At 68.8% G+C, this 17713-nt stretch carries 16 protein-coding genes; 6 read left to right on the top strand and 10 right to left on the bottom strand.

The genetic code is table 11. From position 1 onward, the window contains the following. Positions 1-40: 40 nt before the first annotated feature. From ABTZ43_RS01405 to ABTZ43_RS01395, 3 genes are read left to right on the top strand one after another with little or no spacing between them, the layout of a single operon-like run. Complete coding sequence (locus ABTZ43_RS01405) at positions 41-388, top strand: metallopeptidase family protein (RefSeq protein WP_253386035.1); 348 nt, start codon at positions 41-43, stop codon at positions 386-388. Beyond that, positions 385-678 carry an ATP-dependent Clp protease adapter ClpS gene (clpS, locus tag ABTZ43_RS01400; RefSeq protein WP_056419508.1) on the top strand — a complete coding sequence of 98 codons (294 nt, stop codon included), beginning with the start codon at positions 385-387 and terminating at the stop codon, positions 676-678. Before ABTZ43_RS01405 ends, clpS begins: the two co-directional genes overlap by 4 nt. Continuing rightward, positions 675-1166, top strand: a complete 492-nt coding sequence (locus tag ABTZ43_RS01395) for a DUF2017 family protein (protein ID WP_149423101.1) — start codon at positions 675-677, stop codon at positions 1164-1166. Before clpS ends, ABTZ43_RS01395 begins: the two co-directional genes overlap by 4 nt. Before the next feature lie 18 nt (positions 1167-1184). On the opposite strand, the gene ABTZ43_RS01390 is transcribed toward ABTZ43_RS01395, so the two are convergent. From ABTZ43_RS01390 to gatC, 6 genes are read right to left on the bottom strand one after another with little or no spacing between them, the layout of a single operon-like run. After that, on the bottom strand, positions 1185-1766 hold the full coding sequence (locus ABTZ43_RS01390; protein ID WP_350537593.1) for a nucleoside/nucleotide kinase family protein: 582 nt from the start codon (positions 1764-1766) through the stop codon (positions 1185-1187). After that, positions 1750-2067 carry a hypothetical protein gene (locus ABTZ43_RS01385; protein WP_045255191.1) on the bottom strand — a complete coding sequence of 106 codons (318 nt, stop codon included), beginning with the start codon at positions 2065-2067 and terminating at the stop codon, positions 1750-1752. Before ABTZ43_RS01385 ends, ABTZ43_RS01390 begins: the two co-directional genes overlap by 17 nt. 37 nt (positions 2068-2104) lie before the next feature. Further along, the gene (gene dinB / locus ABTZ43_RS01380; protein WP_350537592.1) at positions 2105-3361 is read right to left on the bottom strand and encodes a DNA polymerase IV; all 1257 of its coding nucleotides are present in this window, start codon (positions 3359-3361) and stop codon (positions 2105-2107) included. Positions 3362-3408: 47 nt separating this feature from the next. Continuing rightward, a complete protein-coding gene (gene gatB / locus ABTZ43_RS01375; RefSeq protein WP_350537591.1) occupies positions 3409-4923 on the bottom strand; it encodes an Asp-tRNA(Asn)/Glu-tRNA(Gln) amidotransferase subunit GatB in 1515 nt (504 codons plus the stop codon). Continuing rightward, a complete protein-coding gene (gene gatA / locus ABTZ43_RS01370; protein WP_056417256.1) occupies positions 4923-6440 on the bottom strand; it encodes an Asp-tRNA(Asn)/Glu-tRNA(Gln) amidotransferase subunit GatA in 1518 nt (505 codons plus the stop codon). Before gatA ends, gatB begins: the two co-directional genes overlap by 1 nt. Next, positions 6437-6736, bottom strand: coding sequence for an Asp-tRNA(Asn)/Glu-tRNA(Gln) amidotransferase subunit GatC (gene gatC, locus ABTZ43_RS01365; RefSeq protein WP_056417254.1), 300 nt, complete (start codon positions 6734-6736; stop codon positions 6437-6439). The genes gatA and gatC overlap by 4 nt, the downstream gene beginning before the upstream one ends. Before the next feature lie 68 nt (positions 6737-6804). On the opposite strand from gatC, the gene ABTZ43_RS01360 reads away from it, so the two are divergent. Together ABTZ43_RS01360 and ABTZ43_RS01355 are read left to right on the top strand one after the other, a co-directional pair. Next, positions 6805-8502 (top strand): long-chain-fatty-acid--CoA ligase, encoded by a 1698-nt coding sequence (locus tag ABTZ43_RS01360; protein ID WP_350537590.1) that lies wholly within the window; start codon positions 6805-6807, stop codon positions 8500-8502. 47 nt (positions 8503-8549) lie between these two features. Then, positions 8550-10394, top strand: coding sequence for a DEAD/DEAH box helicase (locus tag ABTZ43_RS01355; protein WP_350537589.1), 1845 nt, complete (start codon positions 8550-8552; stop codon positions 10392-10394). Between the two features lie 49 nt (positions 10395-10443). On the opposite strand, the gene ABTZ43_RS01350 is transcribed toward ABTZ43_RS01355, so the two are convergent. From ABTZ43_RS01350 to ABTZ43_RS01335, 4 genes are read right to left on the bottom strand one after another with little or no spacing between them, the layout of a single operon-like run. Beyond that, positions 10444-10905 carry a hypothetical protein gene (locus ABTZ43_RS01350; RefSeq protein ID WP_253386027.1) on the bottom strand — a complete coding sequence of 154 codons (462 nt, stop codon included), beginning with the start codon at positions 10903-10905 and terminating at the stop codon, positions 10444-10446. Further along, complete coding sequence (gene ligA, locus ABTZ43_RS01345) at positions 10902-13217, bottom strand: NAD-dependent DNA ligase LigA (protein ID WP_350537588.1); 2316 nt, start codon at positions 13215-13217, stop codon at positions 10902-10904. Before ligA ends, ABTZ43_RS01350 begins: the two co-directional genes overlap by 4 nt. Positions 13218-13259: 42 nt before the next feature. Further along, entirely contained in the window at positions 13260-14357 is a 1098-nt protein-coding gene (gene mnmA, locus ABTZ43_RS01340; RefSeq protein ID WP_149423107.1) for a tRNA 2-thiouridine(34) synthase MnmA, read from the bottom strand. A gap of 9 nt (positions 14358-14366) precedes the next feature. After that, positions 14367-15542, bottom strand: coding sequence for a cysteine desulfurase family protein (locus ABTZ43_RS01335; RefSeq protein WP_350537587.1), 1176 nt, complete (start codon positions 15540-15542; stop codon positions 14367-14369). 94 nt (positions 15543-15636) lie between these two features. On the opposite strand from ABTZ43_RS01335, the gene glgX reads away from it, so the two are divergent. Beyond that, a complete protein-coding gene (gene glgX, locus ABTZ43_RS01330; RefSeq protein ID WP_350537586.1) occupies positions 15637-17709 on the top strand; it encodes a glycogen debranching protein GlgX in 2073 nt (690 codons plus the stop codon). Positions 17710-17713: the final 4 nt, after the last annotated feature.

Raw genomic sequence — 17713 nt, 5'->3', positions numbered from 1 at the left:
GGAGACGCGGGCGACATCGGCGGGCAATAGGCTGAAGACGATGGAGATGGATGCTGCCCCCTTCGAACAACTCGTCGTCGACGAGCTCGATCGTCTGCCCGATGAGATGGTCGACGGCCTCGAGAACGTCGTCTTCGTCGTCGAGGACCGACCGGAGGACGGAAGCCTCGACCTTTTCGGGCTCTATGACGGTCTGGCGCTGACAGAACGGACTCAGTACGGGTCAGGCGAGCTTCCCGACCGGATCGTCGTCTACCGCGAGCCGCACCTCGCGGCCTGCGAGAACGAAGACGAACTCCGCGACGAGGTCCACACCACGCTCGTGCACGAGATCGCGCACTTCTACGGAATCGACGACGACCAGCTGCATGGATTGGGGTGGGCATGACACCGCTCGCCACGCCGGACCTCGACGAGACCACGGATCTGTCCGCGGCACCCCTCGAGCCCTGGGAGGTCGTCGTGTGGAACGACCCGGTCAATCTGATGAGCTATGTCGTCAGGGTGTTCCGCACGTACTTCGGATACTCGGTCGAGCGAGCCACGCAACTGATGCGCTCGGTGCACCATGACGGTCACGCGATCGTCGCGACCGGGCCCCGCGAGACCATGGAAGTTCATGCCCAGGCGATGCACGACTACGGACTCTGGGCGACCGTGAGGAGATCGGCCGCATGACGGGCGACATCGTCCACATCGAGATGGCCAGAGTCGAGGGTGCTCAGCTGGCCCGCCTCGTCGACGACCTCCGCGACCTGGTCGGGGCCGACCGCGACCTCACCGATCCCGCCATCGATCGTCTCGTGCCCGATCCGTACCCCGAAGATGTCGACGCCTCACGCTCGTTCCGAGAGACGACGCGAGACGATCTACTGGACCGCCGCGCCCTCGACGCCGATACGGTACGCGCCGCCCTCGATGCTCTCCGAGCCGACCTCGATGCGATCACACAGTCCGAAGCGTTCGAAGAGCACGTCATCGAGATCCCGGAATCGGACGTCGACGCGTGGATGCGCACTCTCACGGCGCTGCGACTCGTGATCGCCGCGCGATTGGGCATCGAGTCCGACGAAGACCACGATCCGGACGATGCGAGGTTCGGAGTCTACGACTGGCTCGGGTACCGCCTGGAGCTCATCATCGAGGCCGCCGACGAACTGCTCTGACGCGGCCTCAGCCGGCTATCACGGCACGTGGACGACGCGCGTCGCGAGGCCCCGTGGGTCGTCGAGAACGATATGCTCCCGCTCCTGCGCCGCCCAGCGATCCCAGTGCGGCCGATAGGTGTCACCGTCACGTCGCAGCGCCCGTGTCTTGCGTCCGCTCTCCCCCGACTCCAGCCAGATGCCCACGTCGGCGATCGCGGCCGTCGCCGGCGTGAGTATCCCGCTGCCCTCCACGATGACACCGAGGGCGGGATCGACCGCGTGAGTCTCGGCCTCCGTGCCCGTACCCCAATCCCAGCGCTGCCAGGACCCGAGGCACCCGCGACCGTGCGGCCGGAGAATCCCGTCGAGAGCGCGCGACACGCCCTCCTCCAGCCCATCCCACCCGGGGTAGAGGGAGTCGAGAGCGATCAGCTGCACGCGTCCCGCGATCGGCCACCGCTCGACGAGCGTGCGGGCGAGCGTGGTCTTGCCCGCCCCGCTTCGTCCATCGATCAGGACGACCGGGTTCGACGCGGCGAGGGCGCGCACGTCGGCGATGATCGACGTCGCGGCCAGCTCGAGAGCGGCCGCGACGGGATCGTCACTTCTTGAGGGCACGGATGATGCGAGAGAGAGCGCGTCCGGCGGTCCAGACGAACGGGATGGCGACGACGATCAGAGTGACGATGTTCGGCTCGAACCTGAGTCCTTCCTCGCGGCGCACGTAGACGCCGACCGGCACGGACACACCGCCACCGCCGCCACCCTCTGCGCCGTCGCCGCTGCCTCCGCCGAAGCCTGAATACGTGAACGCGACCGGAGTGATGCTCACGCCGTCGACATCCAGCGTCTCGCCGTACGCGCTCTTCACGCCGAACGACGCCGTCTGCTTTCCGAGTTCCAGTGCAATGTTGGGCATTCCCCCACGCTAGCCCAGTCGACGCACGGTCGAGGGGTCAATCCACTCCGTGCGCCTTCGGATGCTGAGCAGACCCCCGGCCCTCGCCTCGGCCGATGTGGCGCGCCCGGCCGATCATCGCCGACCCGAAGCGAGCCACGGCGTCATCGACCGCCCCCTCGACCCGACGCCAGTCCTCGTCATCGTCCCAAAGACCGAAACCGCCCCCTCCGGCGGGCCGCAGCTTCTCCGCCCGCACACCGACGAGCCGCACAGGGTCACGCCGGTCGATCTGGTCGAAGAGCGCCTGAGCGGCCTCGCCGATCCGCTGACTCACCGCGGTGGGCTCCGGGAGTGTCAGCGAACGGCTGAGCGTGCGGAAGTCGTCGAAGCGCACTTTGATGGCGACGGTCGACGTCTCCCATTCCGCCCTGCGCAGTCGAGCGCCCACCCGATCGGCGAGACGAAGCAGCTCCGCCCGAAGGTACGAGCGATCGGTGACATCGGTGTCGAACGTCTCCTCATGACCGATGCTCTTCTCGATGCGCTCGGTCTCGACGGAGCGAGCGTCTTCGCCGCGGGCGAGCTGCGTCAATCTGGCGGCCAGAGCGGGTCCGACGGCTCGGTCGAGCATGGGGCGCGATGCGGTGCGGATGTCGCGGATCGTGCGGATGCCGCGCCCCTCCAGTGCCTCAGCGGCCTTCGGCCCCACGCCCCACATCGCGCGGACCGAGCGTGGATCGAGGAACGCCTGTGTGTCGGCTGCGGCGACGACGAGCATGCCGTCCGGCTTCGAGACCGTGGAGGCGATCTTGGCCACGTGCTTGGTCGCGGCGACCCCGACGCTGCAGGTGATGCCGACCTCATCGTGCACGCGCTCGCGCACCAGCTGAGCGATCCGGGCGGGACTCCCCCACAGACGGCGCACGCCGCGGACATCCAGAAAAGCCTCGTCGACCGACAGCGGCTCGACGAGAGGGGTGAAGGACTCGAAGATCGCCATCACCTGGCGCGAGACCTCGTGGTATCGAGTGAAATGCGGGGGCACGATCCTCGCCGAGGGGCACAGGCGCAAGGCCTGAGACACCGGCATGGCGGCGCGAACTCCGTAGCGGCGCGCCTCGTAGGACGCGCTCGAGACCACGGATCGACCATCCGGCGCTCCGATGATCAGCGGCAGCCCACGAAGAGTCGGGTCGTCGAGCACCTCGACCGCGGCGTAGAACGCATCCATGTCGACATGGAGGATGCTCGTACCGGCATCATCGGCGTCTGCGGGCGAGACGATGCGCCCTCTGCCATCACCGTGTCCCATGAGACCATTGTCCCCCGGACCTCCGACATGAGGCCCGGGGGACCCGGTTACTGCGCAGCGCGCTCGAGAACGAGTTCGCGCACTCGCGCGGCGTCGGCCTGGCCCTTCATCGCCTTCATCACGGCGCCGATGACGGCCCCGGCGGCCTGCACCTTGCCGTCCTTGATCTTGGCGAGCACGTCGGGCTGTGCAGCCAGGGCCTCGTCGATGGCGGCGATGAGCGCTCCGTCGTCGGACACCACGGCCAGACCGCGGCTGTCGACGACCTCTTGCGGCGTGCCCTCGCCGGCGATGACGCCCTCGAGCACCTGGCGTGCGAGCTTGTCGGTGAGGGTCCCCGCATCGACGAGCTTCTGCAGGGCGGCGACGTTCTGCGGCGAGATCAGCTGCGCCGCATCCGTCTCCTGCGCGTTCGCGAGGCGGGTGATCTCACCCGTCCACCACTTGCGCGCCGAGGCCGGTGCGGCCCCGGCCGCGATCGTCGCCTCGACGACATCGAGCAGGCCGCCGTTGCGCACATCCTGGAACTCCAGGTCGGTGAACGCCCACTCGGCCATGAGCCGACGGCGACGAGCCACGGGCTGCTCGGGCAGCTGCGCGCGCAGCTCCTCGATCAGCTCGGGCGCCGGCTCCACCGGAACGAGGTCGGGCTCAGGGAAGTAGCGGTAGTCGTCGGCATCCGACTTCGGACGACCGGGCGAGGTGGTGCCGGTGTCCTCGTGCCAGTGACGTGTCTCCTGCGTGATCGTGCCGCCGTCAGCGAGGATCTGCGCCTGGCGCTGGATCTCGTAGCGGACGGCACGCTCGACCGAGCGCATCGAGTTGACGTTCTTCGTCTCGGTGCGGGTGCCGAGCTTCTCCTGTCCGCGCGGGCGCAGCGAGACGTTGGCGTCGCATCGCAGGTTGCCGCGCTCCAGTCGAGCCTCGGAGATCCCCAGGCTGCGCACGATGTCGCGGATCGTCGCGACGTAGGCCTTGGCGACCTCGGGGGCGCGGTGCTCCGCACCGAAGATCACCTTCGTGACGATCTCGACCAGCGGGACACCCGCGCGGTTGTAGTCGACGAGGGAGTACTCGGCGCCCTGGATGCGGCCGGTCGCCCCACCCATGTGCGTGAGCTTGCCGGCGTCCTCCTCCATATGCGCGCGCTCGATCGGGATCTGCACGATCGTGCCGTCTTCGAGCTCGACCTCGACGGATCCCTCGAACGCGATCGGCTCATCGAACTGGGAGATCTGATAGTTCTTGCCGAGATCCGGGTAGAAGTAGTTCTTGCGCGCGAAACGGCTCGACGGAGCGATCGAGCATCCGAGCGCGAGGCCGAGGCTGATCGACGAACGGATCGCCGTCTCGTTCACGACGGGGAGCGCCCCGGGGAGGCCGAGGTCGACGGGAGCGATCAGCGTGTTCGGCTCGGCGGCGTGGTAGAGCTCGTTGGCGGGATTCGGCGCGTCCGAGAACATCTTCGTGTTCGTGTTGAGTTCGACGTGCACCTCGAATCCGAGGACGGGCTCGAACAGTTCGAGGGCCTTGTCGAAGTCCATGAGCTTGGCGGCGGCCATCAGCGGTTCCCTCCTGCGAGCTGGGGTGCACGGGTGAGGAGCGGAGCCCCCCACGAATCGACCAGCAGCGTCTCGACGGCAGCACCGACCCTGTAGAGACGGGCGTCCTGCCGCGCCGGCGCGATGAACTGGATGCCGACGGGCAGACCGTCGTCGGAGGCGAGACCGCTCGGGATCGAGATGCCGGGCACTCCGGCGAGGTTCACCGGGATGGTCGTGATGTCGTTCAGGTACATCTGCAGCGGGTCGTCGATCTTCTCGCCGATCTTGAACGCCGTGGTCGGCGCAGACGGCGTCGCGATCACGTCGACCTCGGCGAATGCGTTGTCGAAGTCCTGCTGGATGAGCGTGCGGACCTTCTGCGCGCTGCCGTAGTACGCGTCGTAGTACCCCGCCGACAGTGCGTACGTGCCCAGGATGATGCGTCGCTTGACCTCGTCACCGAAACCGGCGTCTCGCGTCGCCGACATGACGTCCTCGACGGTGGGGTTGCCGTCAGGAGTGACGCGGAGACCGAAGCGCACGGAGTCGAACTTCGCGAGGTTGCTGGAGGCCTCTGCCGGCAGGATCAGGTAGTACGCGGCCACGCCGTACTCGAAGTGCGGTGCGCCGATCTCGACGATCTCCGCGCCCTGCGCCTCCATGAGGGCGAGTGCGCTGCGGAACGACTCCGCGACGCCGGGCTGGAACCCGCTGTCGGGCAGCTCACGGATCACTCCGACCTTGAGCCCCTTGAGCACGTCTCCACGAGCGCCCTCACGGGCGGCATCCGCGAACGACGGCCACTCCTCGCGCAGCGACGTGGAGTCCTTCGGATCGTGTCCGCCGATCGCGTCGTGCAGCAGGCCCGCGTCGAGCACTGTGCGGGTGACCGGACCGACCTGGTCGAGGCTCGAGGCGAGGGCGATCGCCCCGTAACGGCTGACACCGCCATAGGTGGGCTTCACGCCGACCGTTCCCGTGACGTGTGCAGGCTGACGGATCGAACCGCCCGTGTCGGATCCGAGCGCGAGAGGCGCCTCGAAGGCGGCGACGGCCGCGGCGGACCCGCCGCCGGACCCGCCGGGGATCCGGTCGAGATCCCACGGGTTGCGGGTCGGACCGTACGCCGAGTGCTCCGTCGACGACCCCATGGCGAACTCGTCCATGTTGGTCTTGCCGAGAGGGATGAGTCCGGCCGCACGAGAGCGGGCGACGACGGTGGCGTCGTACGGAGAGCGGTAGCCCTCGAGGATCCGCGACCCGCTGGTGGTCGGCTGGTCGGTCGTGACCAGCACGTCCTTGATGGCGAGGGGGACGCCGGCGATCGGGCCGAGCTGCTCCCCTGCCGCGCGTCGGGCGTCGATGTCGGCCGCCGCGTCGAGTGCGCCCTCGTTGACGTGCAGGAAGGCGTGGACGTCGCCGTCGACGGCCGCGATGCGGTCGAGGTGCGCGCGGGTCGCCTCGACGCTGGAGATCTCGCGGCTCGCGAGCTTGTCGGCGAGTTCGGCCGCGGTCAGACGGATGATGTCGCTCACTGTTCTTCTCCCAGGATCGCGGTGACGCGGAAGCGGCCGTCGGCCTGGTCCGGTGCGTTCTGGAGGACCTGCTCATGCGTCAGGGTCTCGCCGACCACGTCGGGGCGGTAGACGTTGCTCAGCGGGATCGGATGGCTCGTCGCGGCGACCTCGGGGCCTGCCACCTCCGACACCTTCGCGATGTTGTCGACGATGGCGTCGAGCTGGCCCGTGAGCCGGGTCACCTCGTCGTCGTTGAGCTGGATGCGCGCGAGCACGCCGAGATGGCGTACGAGTTCAGGGGTGATTTCAGACACGCTTCCAGTGTAGTCAGCGGTCCTGCCGTCGCCCCGCCGTGAGCACACCCCACCCCTATGCTGAGCTGGTGAGCTCGTTCCAGCCTCCTCGTCCGTGGGTCGACAGCTACGCCGCAGGCGTCCCCGAAGACCTCTCCCCCGTGTCCGGATCGCTGATCGACATCGTCGCCGCGTCGGTCAGGGATTACCCCGACGCCCCGGCGCTGCAGTTCTTCGGGCGGGAGACCACCTACGCGCGGATGCAGGACGCGATCAGCCGCGCCGCCGCGGGACTCCGAGATCTCGGTGTGCGTGCGGGCGATCCTGTGGCGATCGTCCTCCCGAACTGCCCTCAGCACATCATCGCGTTCTACGCCGTGCTGCGGCTCGGCGCGGTCGTGGTGGAGCACAACCCGCTCTACACACCGCGCGAGCTGCGCAAGCAGTTCGAGGACCACGGGGCGAAGCACGCGATCGTGTGGAACAAGGTCGTCGCCAGCGTCCAGGAGTTCCCGGCCGACCTCGCGGTCACGAATCTGATCTCGGTCGATGTGACGCGGGCGATGCCGCTTCTCACCCGCGTCGCACTCCGGCTGCCTGTGGCCAAGGCCCGTGACTCCCGCGCGGCGCTGACCGCGCGCGTCCGCGGCACCGTGGCGTGGGAGACGCTGCTGCGCTCCGCACCGCTCCCCGCCACGCACCCCACTCCCTCGACCGACGACCTGGCGATCATCCAGTACACGTCCGGCACGACGGGCACGCCGAAGGGCGCGGCGCTCACGCATCGCAATCTGCTCGCGAACGCGGCGCAGTCCCGTGCCTGGGTGCCGTCGATCCAGCGCGGCAAGGGCTGCGTCGTGTACGCGGTGCTGCCGATGTTCCATGCGTACGGCCTGACGCTGTGCCTGACCTTCGCGATGTCGATGGGAGCGCGTCTCGTGCTGTTCCCGAAGTTCGACCCCGACCTGGTCCTCGACGTGATGAAGAAGCATCCGGCGACGTTCCTCCCCCTGGTGCCGCCGATCGCCGACCGCCTGCTCGCGGCTGCGACGGACCAGGGGGTCTCCCTCGACGGGATCGAGGTGGCGATCTCCGGGGCGATGGCACTGCCGCACGATCTGGTGGTGCCGTTCGAGGCCGCCACGCACGGCTTCCTCGTCGAAGGGTACGGGCTGAGCGAGTGCTCTCCCGTGCTGATGGCGAATCCGGTCGCGGACAACAGGGTTCCCGGCACCGTCGGCCTTCCGCTCCCCGGCACCGAGTGCCGGGTGGTGGATCCCGAGAACCCGTCCGTCGACGTCGCCGACGGTGCACCCGGCGAGCTGCTCGTGCGCGGACCCCAGGTGTTCTCCGGTTACTACGGCAAGCCCGAGGAGACCGACGCCGTGTTCATCGACGGCTGGTTCCGCACCGGCGACATCGTGACGATCGACCCGGCGGGGTTCATCCGGATCGTCGACCGCATCAAGGAGCTCATCATCACGGGCGGATTCAACGTGGCTCCGACCGAGGTCGAGAACGCTCTTCGACAGCATCCGCTGATCGTGGATGCGGCGGTGGTGGGCCTCCCCAGCGAGCATTCCGGCGAAGAGGTCGTGGCGGCGATCGTGGTCGACGGAGCGGCGGATGTCGATGTCGAGGCCATCCGCGAGTACGCCCGCAGCATCCTCACTCCGTACAAGGTGCCCCGGCGCGTCTTCATCGTCGACGACCTGCCGAAGTCCCTGATCGGCAAGGTGCTCCGACGCCAGGTCAGAGAGAGGCTCCTCGCGCTCAGCGCCCCCTGAGGGCGCCCTCACAGGCGCCGGAACTCGGAAGGCGCTACCCTTGGTCAGTGACTCCTGAAGACGCTGTGCCCACCGACGCCCCCGAGACCCCTGGATTCGAGGAGCTCGGCATCACCGGCCCCGTCCTCAAGGCCATCAAGGACCTCGGCTACGAGACCCCCTCCCCCATCCAGGCCGCGACGATCCCGACTCTCCTATCCGGACGCGATGTCGTCGGCATGGCGCAGACCGGAACGGGAAAGACCGCGGCCTTCGCGCTCCCCGTTCTGGAGCGCCTCGACGTGTCGCAGAAGACCCCGCAGGCCCTCGTGCTCGCACCGACCCGTGAACTCGCCCTGCAGGTCTGCGAGGCCTTCGAGTCGTACGCCTCCAAGATGAAGGGCGTCCACGTTCTCCCGGTCTACGGCGGACAGGGCTATGGCGTGCAGCTCTCGGCGCTCCGCCGCGGCGTGCACGTGATCGTCGGAACCCCCGGCCGCATCATGGACCACCTCGCCAAGGGGACGCTGGATCTGTCCCAGCTGCAGTACCTGGTGCTCGACGAGGCCGACGAGATGCTGAAGATGGGCTTCGCCGAGGACGTCGAGCAGATCCTCGCGCAGACTCCCGAGGAGAAGCAGGTCGCCCTGTTCTCGGCGACCATGCCCCCGCAGATCCGCCGCCTCGCACAGAAGTACCTGCGCGAGCCGGAAGAGATCAGCATCAAGTCGAAGACCGCGACGGGCACGAACATCACCCAGCGCTACCTCGTGGTGTCGTACGCGCAGAAGGTCGACGCGCTCACCCGCATCCTCGAGGTCGAGAACTTCGACGGGATGATCGTGTTCGTCCGCACCAAGAACGAGACCGAGACGCTGGCCGAGAAGCTCCGCGCCCGCGGATACTCCGCTGCCGCGATCAACGGCGATGTGCCGCAGGTGCAGCGCGAGCGCAGCGTCAACCAGCTCAAGGCGAGCAAGCTCGACATCCTCGTCGCGACCGATGTCGCGGCGCGTGGTCTCGACGTGGAGCGGATCAGCCACGTCGTCAACTTCGACATCCCGACGGACACCGAGTCCTACGTGCACCGCATCGGTCGCACGGGACGCGCCGGCCGCAGCGGAGATGCGATCAGCTTCATCACGCCGCGTGAGCGCTACCTGCTGAAGTCCATCGAGAAGGCCACGCGTCAACAGCCCACGCAGATGCAGCTGCCGACTCTGGACGACGTGAACACCACACGTCTCACCAGGTTCGATGACGCGATCACAGCGGCTCTCGGCGATGCCGCGCGAATCGAGAAGTTCCGCGACGTCATCGATCACTACGTGCGCAATCACGACGTGCCGGAGGCCGATGTGGCTGCCGCTCTCGCGGTCGTCGCGCAGGGCGACACTCCGCTGCTCCTCGACCCCGCCGACGACCCCCTGTCGAAGGCGGTCGAGTACGACAATCGTCCGCCGCGTGAGAACAGCGGCCGCAGCGATCGGCGCGAGACCCGCGAGCCGCGCGAGCGTCGCGGGCGCGGTGACTACGCGCCGTACCGCATCGAGGTCGGACGCCGTCACCGGGTTGAGCCGCGTCAGATCGTCGGCGCGCTCGCGAACGAGGGAGGCCTCGGCCGCGATGACTTCGGAGCGATCAACATCCGCCCGGACTTCACCGTCGTCGAGCTGCCCGCGAACATGGACTCGTCGGTGCTGGAAAAGCTGAAGGACACCCGCATCTCGGGACGCCTCATCGAGATCAAGCCCGACCGCGGGCCCGGGGCGCGCCGCAATGACGGCCCTCGTGACGGTGCGCGTGGTGGGTTCGAGCGTCGCGACGAGCGTCCGCGCTACGACCGTGACGAGCGTCCCGCTCGAGGCGACCGCGACGAGAAGCCGTTCCGCAAGCCGCGGCACAAGGCCTGACCGCCTGCCGTAGCCGCTGTGCAGATGACCCTCGGGCTCCGCCCGGGGGTCATCTGCGTGCGAGCTTGGCTGCGACGTCGAGAAGCGATTCCGGGCGCGCGAGCAGCGCGCGCTGCTCGGGATGCGCGATGAGATGCCGAAGCAGTCGGTGCGCCCCGTCGACCGTGGGCGCCCAATAGCCGCCGACATGATGGCGACTGAGTGGCCCTGTGGTCGGCTCGCCCCCTATCGTCACCTCGATCGATCCGTCGTCGGGGTCGAGATCGAGACTGTCGAGAGTCAGGAACGTCAGAGCGCCGATCACGAGGGTGCTGACGAGGCCGGGCAGCCGGAAGCGTGTGGTCGGCACATCGAGCATCACTCGATCGACCTGCGACCAGGCGACCGTCCCGGTGTTCTCCGTACCCCTCCGGAACAGCACCGCATCCGGCGTGAGCCGGAGGTGGTGCCTGCCGGGATCGCCGATGGCCAGCGCGCCGGGAACGACGATCAGCGGTCCGTAGCGCTTCATCCGAGCGCGTCCGGCCCTTCGGTCACGAGGATGTGGAACTGCGCGGCGTCGAGGATGCGGATGCCGAGCTCCTCTGCTTTGCCGAGCTTCGAGCCGGCCCCCGGCCCCGCCGCCACGAAGTCCGTCTTCTTCGAGACGCTAGACGCGGCCTTACCGCCCGCCTTGATGATCGCCTCCTGCGCGCCGTCGCGGGTGTAGCCGTCGAGCGACCCGGTCGCCACGATGGTGAGTCCCTCGAGCACACCGCCCTCGACGACCGCCGCGCCGGGCCCCGGGTGCCCGGGGGTCGACCACTGCACGCCGGCTTCCGCCCATCGCCGCACGATCTCCTGATGCCAGTCCACGTCGAACCAGGCGAGCAGCGAGTCCGCGATGATGCCGCCGACCCCTTCGACCGCCGCGAGCTCTTCACGCGACGCCGCACGGATGGCGTCGAGCGAGCCGAACCACTGCGCGAGCGCACGCGCGGCGACGGGGCCGACGTGACGGATGTTCAAGGAGACGAGAAGACGCCAGAGATCCTTCGTCTTGGCCTTCTCGAGCTCCGCCAGCAGCGTGAGCGCCTGGGACGAGGGCTGAGGCCCTTCGAGGCCGGACTTCTTCTCGGCCGCGGTCGGGTTGCGGCGGAACGGCGCCCTGGTCTTCACCAGTCCGTCGTCGTCTTCCTTGGGGAGCCCGGTCTCGGCATCGCGCACGAACAGCTCGATCGGCACGATCTCGTCCAGGGTCAGTGCGAACAGCCCCGCCTCGGTCTCGAGAGGGGGTGTGACGGGTGACGTGGGCTGCGTCAGCGCGGCCGCCGTGACCTCGCCGAGCGCCTCGATGTCGAGAGCGCCGCGGGATCCGATGTGCTCGACGCGCCCGCGCACCTGGGCGGGACATGAGCGCGCGTTCGGGCAGCGCAGATCGATGTCGCCCTCCTTCATCGCACGCAGCGGCGTGCCGCACTCGGGGCAGTCGACCGGCATCACGAACTCCCGTTCGGTGCCGTCGCGCTTCTCGACGACCGGTCCGAGGACCTCGGGGATCACGTCGCCCGCCTTGCGCAGCACGACCGTGTCGCCGATCAGCACGCCCTTCGCCTTCACGACGTCTTTGTTGTGCAGTGTCGCCTGTCTGACGACGGACCCCGCGACGTGCGCGGGAGCCATCACCGCGAAGGGAGTGGCCCGCCCGGTCCGCCCGACGGACACGACGATGTCGAGGAGCTTCGTCTGCACCTCTTCGGGCGGGTACTTGTACGCGATCGCCCAGCGCGGCGCTCGGCTCGTGGCTCCCAGTTCATCGTGCAGGGAGAGTTCGTCGACCTTCACGACGATGCCGTCGAGCTCGTGCTCGATGTCGTGCCGGTGCTCTCCGAAGTACTCGACGAACTCCGCGACCTCGTCGATGCTCGTGCAGACCCTGGTGTGCGGGCTCGTGGGCAGCCCCCACTCGGACAGGGTGTCGTACATCTGGCTCTGCGCGGCCACCGGGGGGTTCTCCCATGCACCGATGCCGTGCACGTAGAGCGCGAGGGATTCGATCCGCAGCATCCCCGCTTCGAGCTCGAGTCCGTCTTTCTTGTCGATCTGCTGACGCAGACCGCCGCTCGCCGCGTTCCTCGGATTCGCGAACGAGGGGAAGCGCCGGGCCGCCGCGGTGCGAGCCTTCTCTTCATCGAACGGCTTCTTCGCCCCGCCCCTGACCTCCCAGCGGGCCCGTGCCTCGGCATACGCCCTGTCGCGGAAGGAGGCCTGAGCGGCGTTGAGCCGCTCGAAGGCGGCCACGGGGATGAACACCTCGCCGCGGACCTCGACGATCTCGGGATGACCGTCTCCGCGGAGTTCCCGGGGGATCTCGGAAAGACGCAGCGCGTTCTCGGTGACGATCTCGCCGACCCGGCCGTCGCCCCGCGTCGCCGCCGACGTCAGGACTCCGTTCTCATAGCGCAGATTGATCGCGAGTCCGTCGATCTTGAGCTCGGTCAGCCAGTCGACATCTCGTCCTGCCGCGGCGCGCGTCTTCGCGGCCCACTCACGGAGCTCGTCGATCGAGAACACGTTGTCGAGGCTCAGCATGCGCTCGGCGTGCTCGATGGTCGCGAGTCCCGTCACCTCGGCTGCGCCGACCATCTGGGTGGGAGAATCCTGGCCCTGCAGCTCCGGATGCAGCCGCTCGAGCTCTTCGAGCCGGTGCATCCAGCCGTCGTAGGTGGCGTCGTCGACCACGGAGGTGTCGCGCCCGTAGTACGCGTCCTTCGCATCGAGGATGCGAGTGGTCAGCTCCTCGGCTTCGATACGGGCGTCTTCCAGCGAGATGTTCTCCGGCACTACCCCAGTCTACGAGCGGCCACCGACATCCCGAGGGAGGCGCTACGCGTCGACCGGCACCGCCGAGACCGTGCGGTCGATCGTGAACTGACCGAGCACGCGGGTGCCGACATAGAGCACGGCGGTCTGCCCCGGTGCGACGCCGTTGAGCGGCTGCTCCGGCTCGACGCGCACGCCGTCGGACGACACGAAGGCGCGGGCGGGCTCGGGCTCGGCGTGGGCGCGGATCTGCACCTCGCACTCGAACTCCGACTCCACCGGAGCCGCCCCGGCCCAGCTGAATCGCTCACCGGAGATCTCGCGGATCGCGAGCGCCTCCTTCGGACCGACCACGACCGTGTTCGAGACGGGTCGCACCTCGAGCACGAACCGGGGCTTGCCGTCCGCCGCCGGAACTCCGAGCTTGAGTCCTCGACGCTGACCCACGGTGAACGCATGCGCGCCCTCGTGCGACCCCACGATCTCGCCCGTACGGTCGACGATCTCGCCCGTCGCCGTGCCGACCTTCTCGGCGAGCCAGCCACGGGTGTCGCCGTCGGGGATGAAGCAGATGTCGTGACTGTCGGGCTTCTGCGCGACGGTCAACCCGCGCTCCGCGGCCTCCGCCCTCACGACGGCCTTCGAGGGCGTCGTGCCGAGCGGGAAGTAGGTATGGGCGAGCTGCTCGGCCGTCAGCACTCCGAGCACGTACGACTGATCCTTCGCGTTGTCGGCCGCGCGGTGCAGCTCGAGGCCGGCGTCCGTCGGGATCAGGGTGGCGTAGTGCCCGGTGCAGACCGCGTCGAAGCCCAGCTCGATCGCGCGCTCGAGCAGCGCGGCGAACTTGATCTTCTCGTTGCAGCGCATGCAGGGATTCGGAGTGCGACCCGCCTGATACTCCGACACGAAGTCGGCGATCACATCGTCGCGGAAGCGCTCGGAGAAGTCCCACACGTAGAACGGGATGCCGAGCAGATCAGCCGCACGACGGGCGTCCAGCGCATCCTCGATCGTGCAGCAGCCCCTGCTTCCGGTGCGCAGCGTGCCGCCGGCACGCGAGAGAGCAAGATGCACGCCGACGACGTCGTGGCCGGCGTCGACGGCGCGGGCGGCCGCGACGGCCGAGTCGACGCCACCGCTCATGGCCGCAAGAATCCTCATGCTGCCAGTCTACGAGCGCTCGGCTGAGCCGGAGCCGGATGCGCGCGAGTACGCATCGGCGATGGCGTCGAGCACCGCATCGATGTCGTCATCGTTCGACGTGCGCCCGAGGGAGAACCTGAGGACGCTGCGCGCGTCCTGTTCGCTGCGCCCCATCGCCATCACCACGTGCGACGGCTCCGCCACTCCCGCCTGACAGGCGGATCCGGTCGACGCAGCGATGCCGGCCATGTCGAGCAGGAAGAGCAGGCTCTCGCCGACGGCGCCGGGAAAGAGGAAGTGCGCGTTGCCGGGGAGCCTCTCGTGGGGATCGCCCAGGAGCCGCGCCTGCGGCACGCGGTGCAGGATGCCGTCGATCAGACGATCCCGCAACGTCTGCAGTCGCGAATGCTCGGCCTCCCGCTCAGCCTCGGCGAGCTCCAGCGCGACGGCGAACGCAGCGGCACCGGCGACATCCTGGGTCCCCGCACGCAGACCACGCTGCTGCGCGCCTCCGCGCAGGATCGCGGCGAGACGGGCCGTCCGTGCCGCGACGAGCGCGCCCACTCCGACCGGGGCGCCGATCTTGTGGCCGGCGACACTCATCGCGACGAGACCTGCGGCGTCGGGCGCGTCGCCGCGCAGCCCGCGGAACGAGAGCGGGACGTGCCCGAGCGCGGACACCGCATCGAGGTGCAGCGGGACCCGCGCCGCGGCCGCCGCGGCCGCCAGCGCGGCCGCGTCGTTGATCGTCCCCGCCTCGTTGTTGGCGATCAGCGCGGTGGCCAGTGCCGCGCCGGGCAGCCGAGCGGAGAAGACGCCCAGATCGATCGCGGCCGTGCGATCCACCGGAACGGCGCGCAGGGTCGCCCCCGCCGCGAGCAGCGCCTCGACCGTGTCCACGGTCGCATGGTGCTCGGCATCCGGCATCACGATGGCATCGGTGTCCACGGGGCGCGCATGCCAGAGCCCCTGCACCGCGAGGTTGATCGACTCGGTGCCCCCGGAGGTGAAGACGACCTCGATGGGATCGCAGCCGAGCACTGCCGCCGCACGCTCGCGCGACTCCTCGAGAAGTCGCCGCGCGTCCTGGCCCGCGCCGTGGGTGGACGACGCGTTGCCCACCGTCTCGCTCGCGGCCAGCCATGCGCTCCGCGCCTCGGGGCGCAGCGGTGTGGTCGCCGCGTGGTCGAGATAGTGCTGCATCCCTCCACTCTCCCGCATTTCTGGGGCTCCCGGCTCGCAGGCACCCCGGCGCACCCTGTCCTGGCACCATGGCCCGGACCTCTAAGGTGTACTCATGCCCGCGAACCGAGACTTCACCGTGCCCGGCGGTCCTGTACTCGACGACCTCGGCGTCCGCCTCCACGACGGCGTCGGCACGCTCCGCGTCTGGTCGCAGAACGCCTCGTCGATCGAGCTCGTCGTCTTCGACGCCACGGACCTCGACTGGGTGGTCGATCAGGCGACGCTCGAGCGACTCCCCGGCGGTGTGTGGGAGGTCACGACGGAGCTGCTGCAGCCGGGCACACGCTACGCGATCAGGGTCGGCGGCCCCCACGGCCCCGGAAACACGTTCAACCCCGAGACCCTGCTGCTCGACCCCTACGCCCGGGGTCTCGCCCAGGGAGACGGATACGAGGAGTGGCGGTCGGTGGTCATCGTCGACGGATTCGACTGGGGGCAGTCGGCGAAGCCGCGCATCCCCCTCGATCGCACGGTGATCTACGAGGGACATCTCAAGGGACTCACCAAGCGGCAGCCCTATGTCCCGCCGGCTCTGCACGGCACCTACGCGGGTCTCGCCCACCCCGCGATGATCGAGTACTTCCACGAGCTTGGCATCACCTCGATCGAGCTGCTCCCGGTGCACGCCTTCGTGCCCGAGCCCCGTCTGCTCGAACGCGGCCTCACGAACTACTGGGGGTACAACACCCTCAACTTCTTCACCCCGCACAACGCCTATGCCACCGAGGATGCCCGCAAGGGCGGCCCTGAAGCCGTCCTCGCCGAGTTCAAAGGCATGGTCAGGCTGCTGCACGAGGCGGGCCTCGAGGTCATCCTCGACGTCGTCTACAACCACACGTCCGAGGAAGGACTCGGCGGACCCCGTTCGAGCTTCCGCGGCATCGACAACGCGGCGTACTACCGGCAGGACGCCTCGGGCGCCTACATCGACACCACCGGATGCGGCAACACGCTCGACACCTCGACCGACGCGGGCGCCCGACTGGTCCTCGACTCGCTGCGCTACTGGGCCGAGGAGATGCAGATCGACGGGTTCCGGTTCGACCTCGCGGCGGCGATCGCTCGTGACTCCGCGCATACGTACACCCCGGATCATCCGCTGCTCACCGCCATCGCGAACGATCCGATCCTGAAGGACACCAAGCTCATCGCCGAGCCGTGGGACGTGGGCATGGGCGGCTGGCAGACGGGGAACTTCCCCCGCGGCTGGATGGAGTGGAACGACCGCTACCGCGATCGCGTGCGGAACTTCTGGCTGAGCGACATCGACTACGCGCGCCGCGCCTCCGCCCCGGTCGGGGTCGGCGGGTTCGCGACCAGACTGGCCGGATCGTCGAACACCTTCGCAGACGAGCGCGGTCCGCTCGCCAGCATCAACTTCGTCACCGCGCACGACGGCTTCACCCTGCACGACCTCGTGTCCTACGACGTGAAGCACAACGAGGCCAACGGCGAACACAATCGCGACGGCGCCGACATGAACCGCGCGTTCAACCACGGGATCGAGGGTCCGACCGACGATGCGGCCATTCTCGCCGCTCGCCGCAAGGCCCTGCGGAACCTGCTGGGAACGCTGCTGCTGTCGGCGGGCATCCCGATGCTCACGGCCGGCGACGAGGTCGGACGCACACAGCGCGGCAACAACAACGCCTATGCGCAGGACTCCGCGTTGACCTGGCTGAGCTGGGAACCGGAGCCGTGGCAGGACGACCTGCGCGCGCACGTCGCGCGGCTGATCCGACTGCGATCGGAGAATCCCGCCCTCCGGCCCAGCCGGTACGCGCGTCTGGGCGAGCACATCCCCAACGCCTCCGTCATGGACTGGTTCGACCAGAACGGCGAGACGATGGAGAGCGAGCAGTGGACCGACCCCGGCAACCGCACGCTGCAGTACGTCGCGGCGTCGACGCCCGATCGCGAAGAGGCGAACCGGATCCTGCTGATCGTGCACGGCACGGAGTCCCCGATCGACGTGCGACTGCCGGAAGACCTCGAGGATGCGACGCGCTTCGTGTCGTTGTGGTCGAGCGCCGACGAGCGTCCGAGCACCGTCGAGGAGACCTTCGCCCCCGGGCACATCCTGCCCATCCCCGGCACCTCGATGCGACTGTTCCGGGTGGAGTGACGTG

Source organism: Microbacterium sp. NPDC097977 (assembly GCF_040302605.1).
GTDB lineage: Bacteria > Actinomycetota > Actinomycetes > Actinomycetales > Microbacteriaceae > Microbacterium.
Note: the sequence above shows the minus strand (reverse complement) of the source record. Positions and strands in the feature narration are given on the sequence as shown.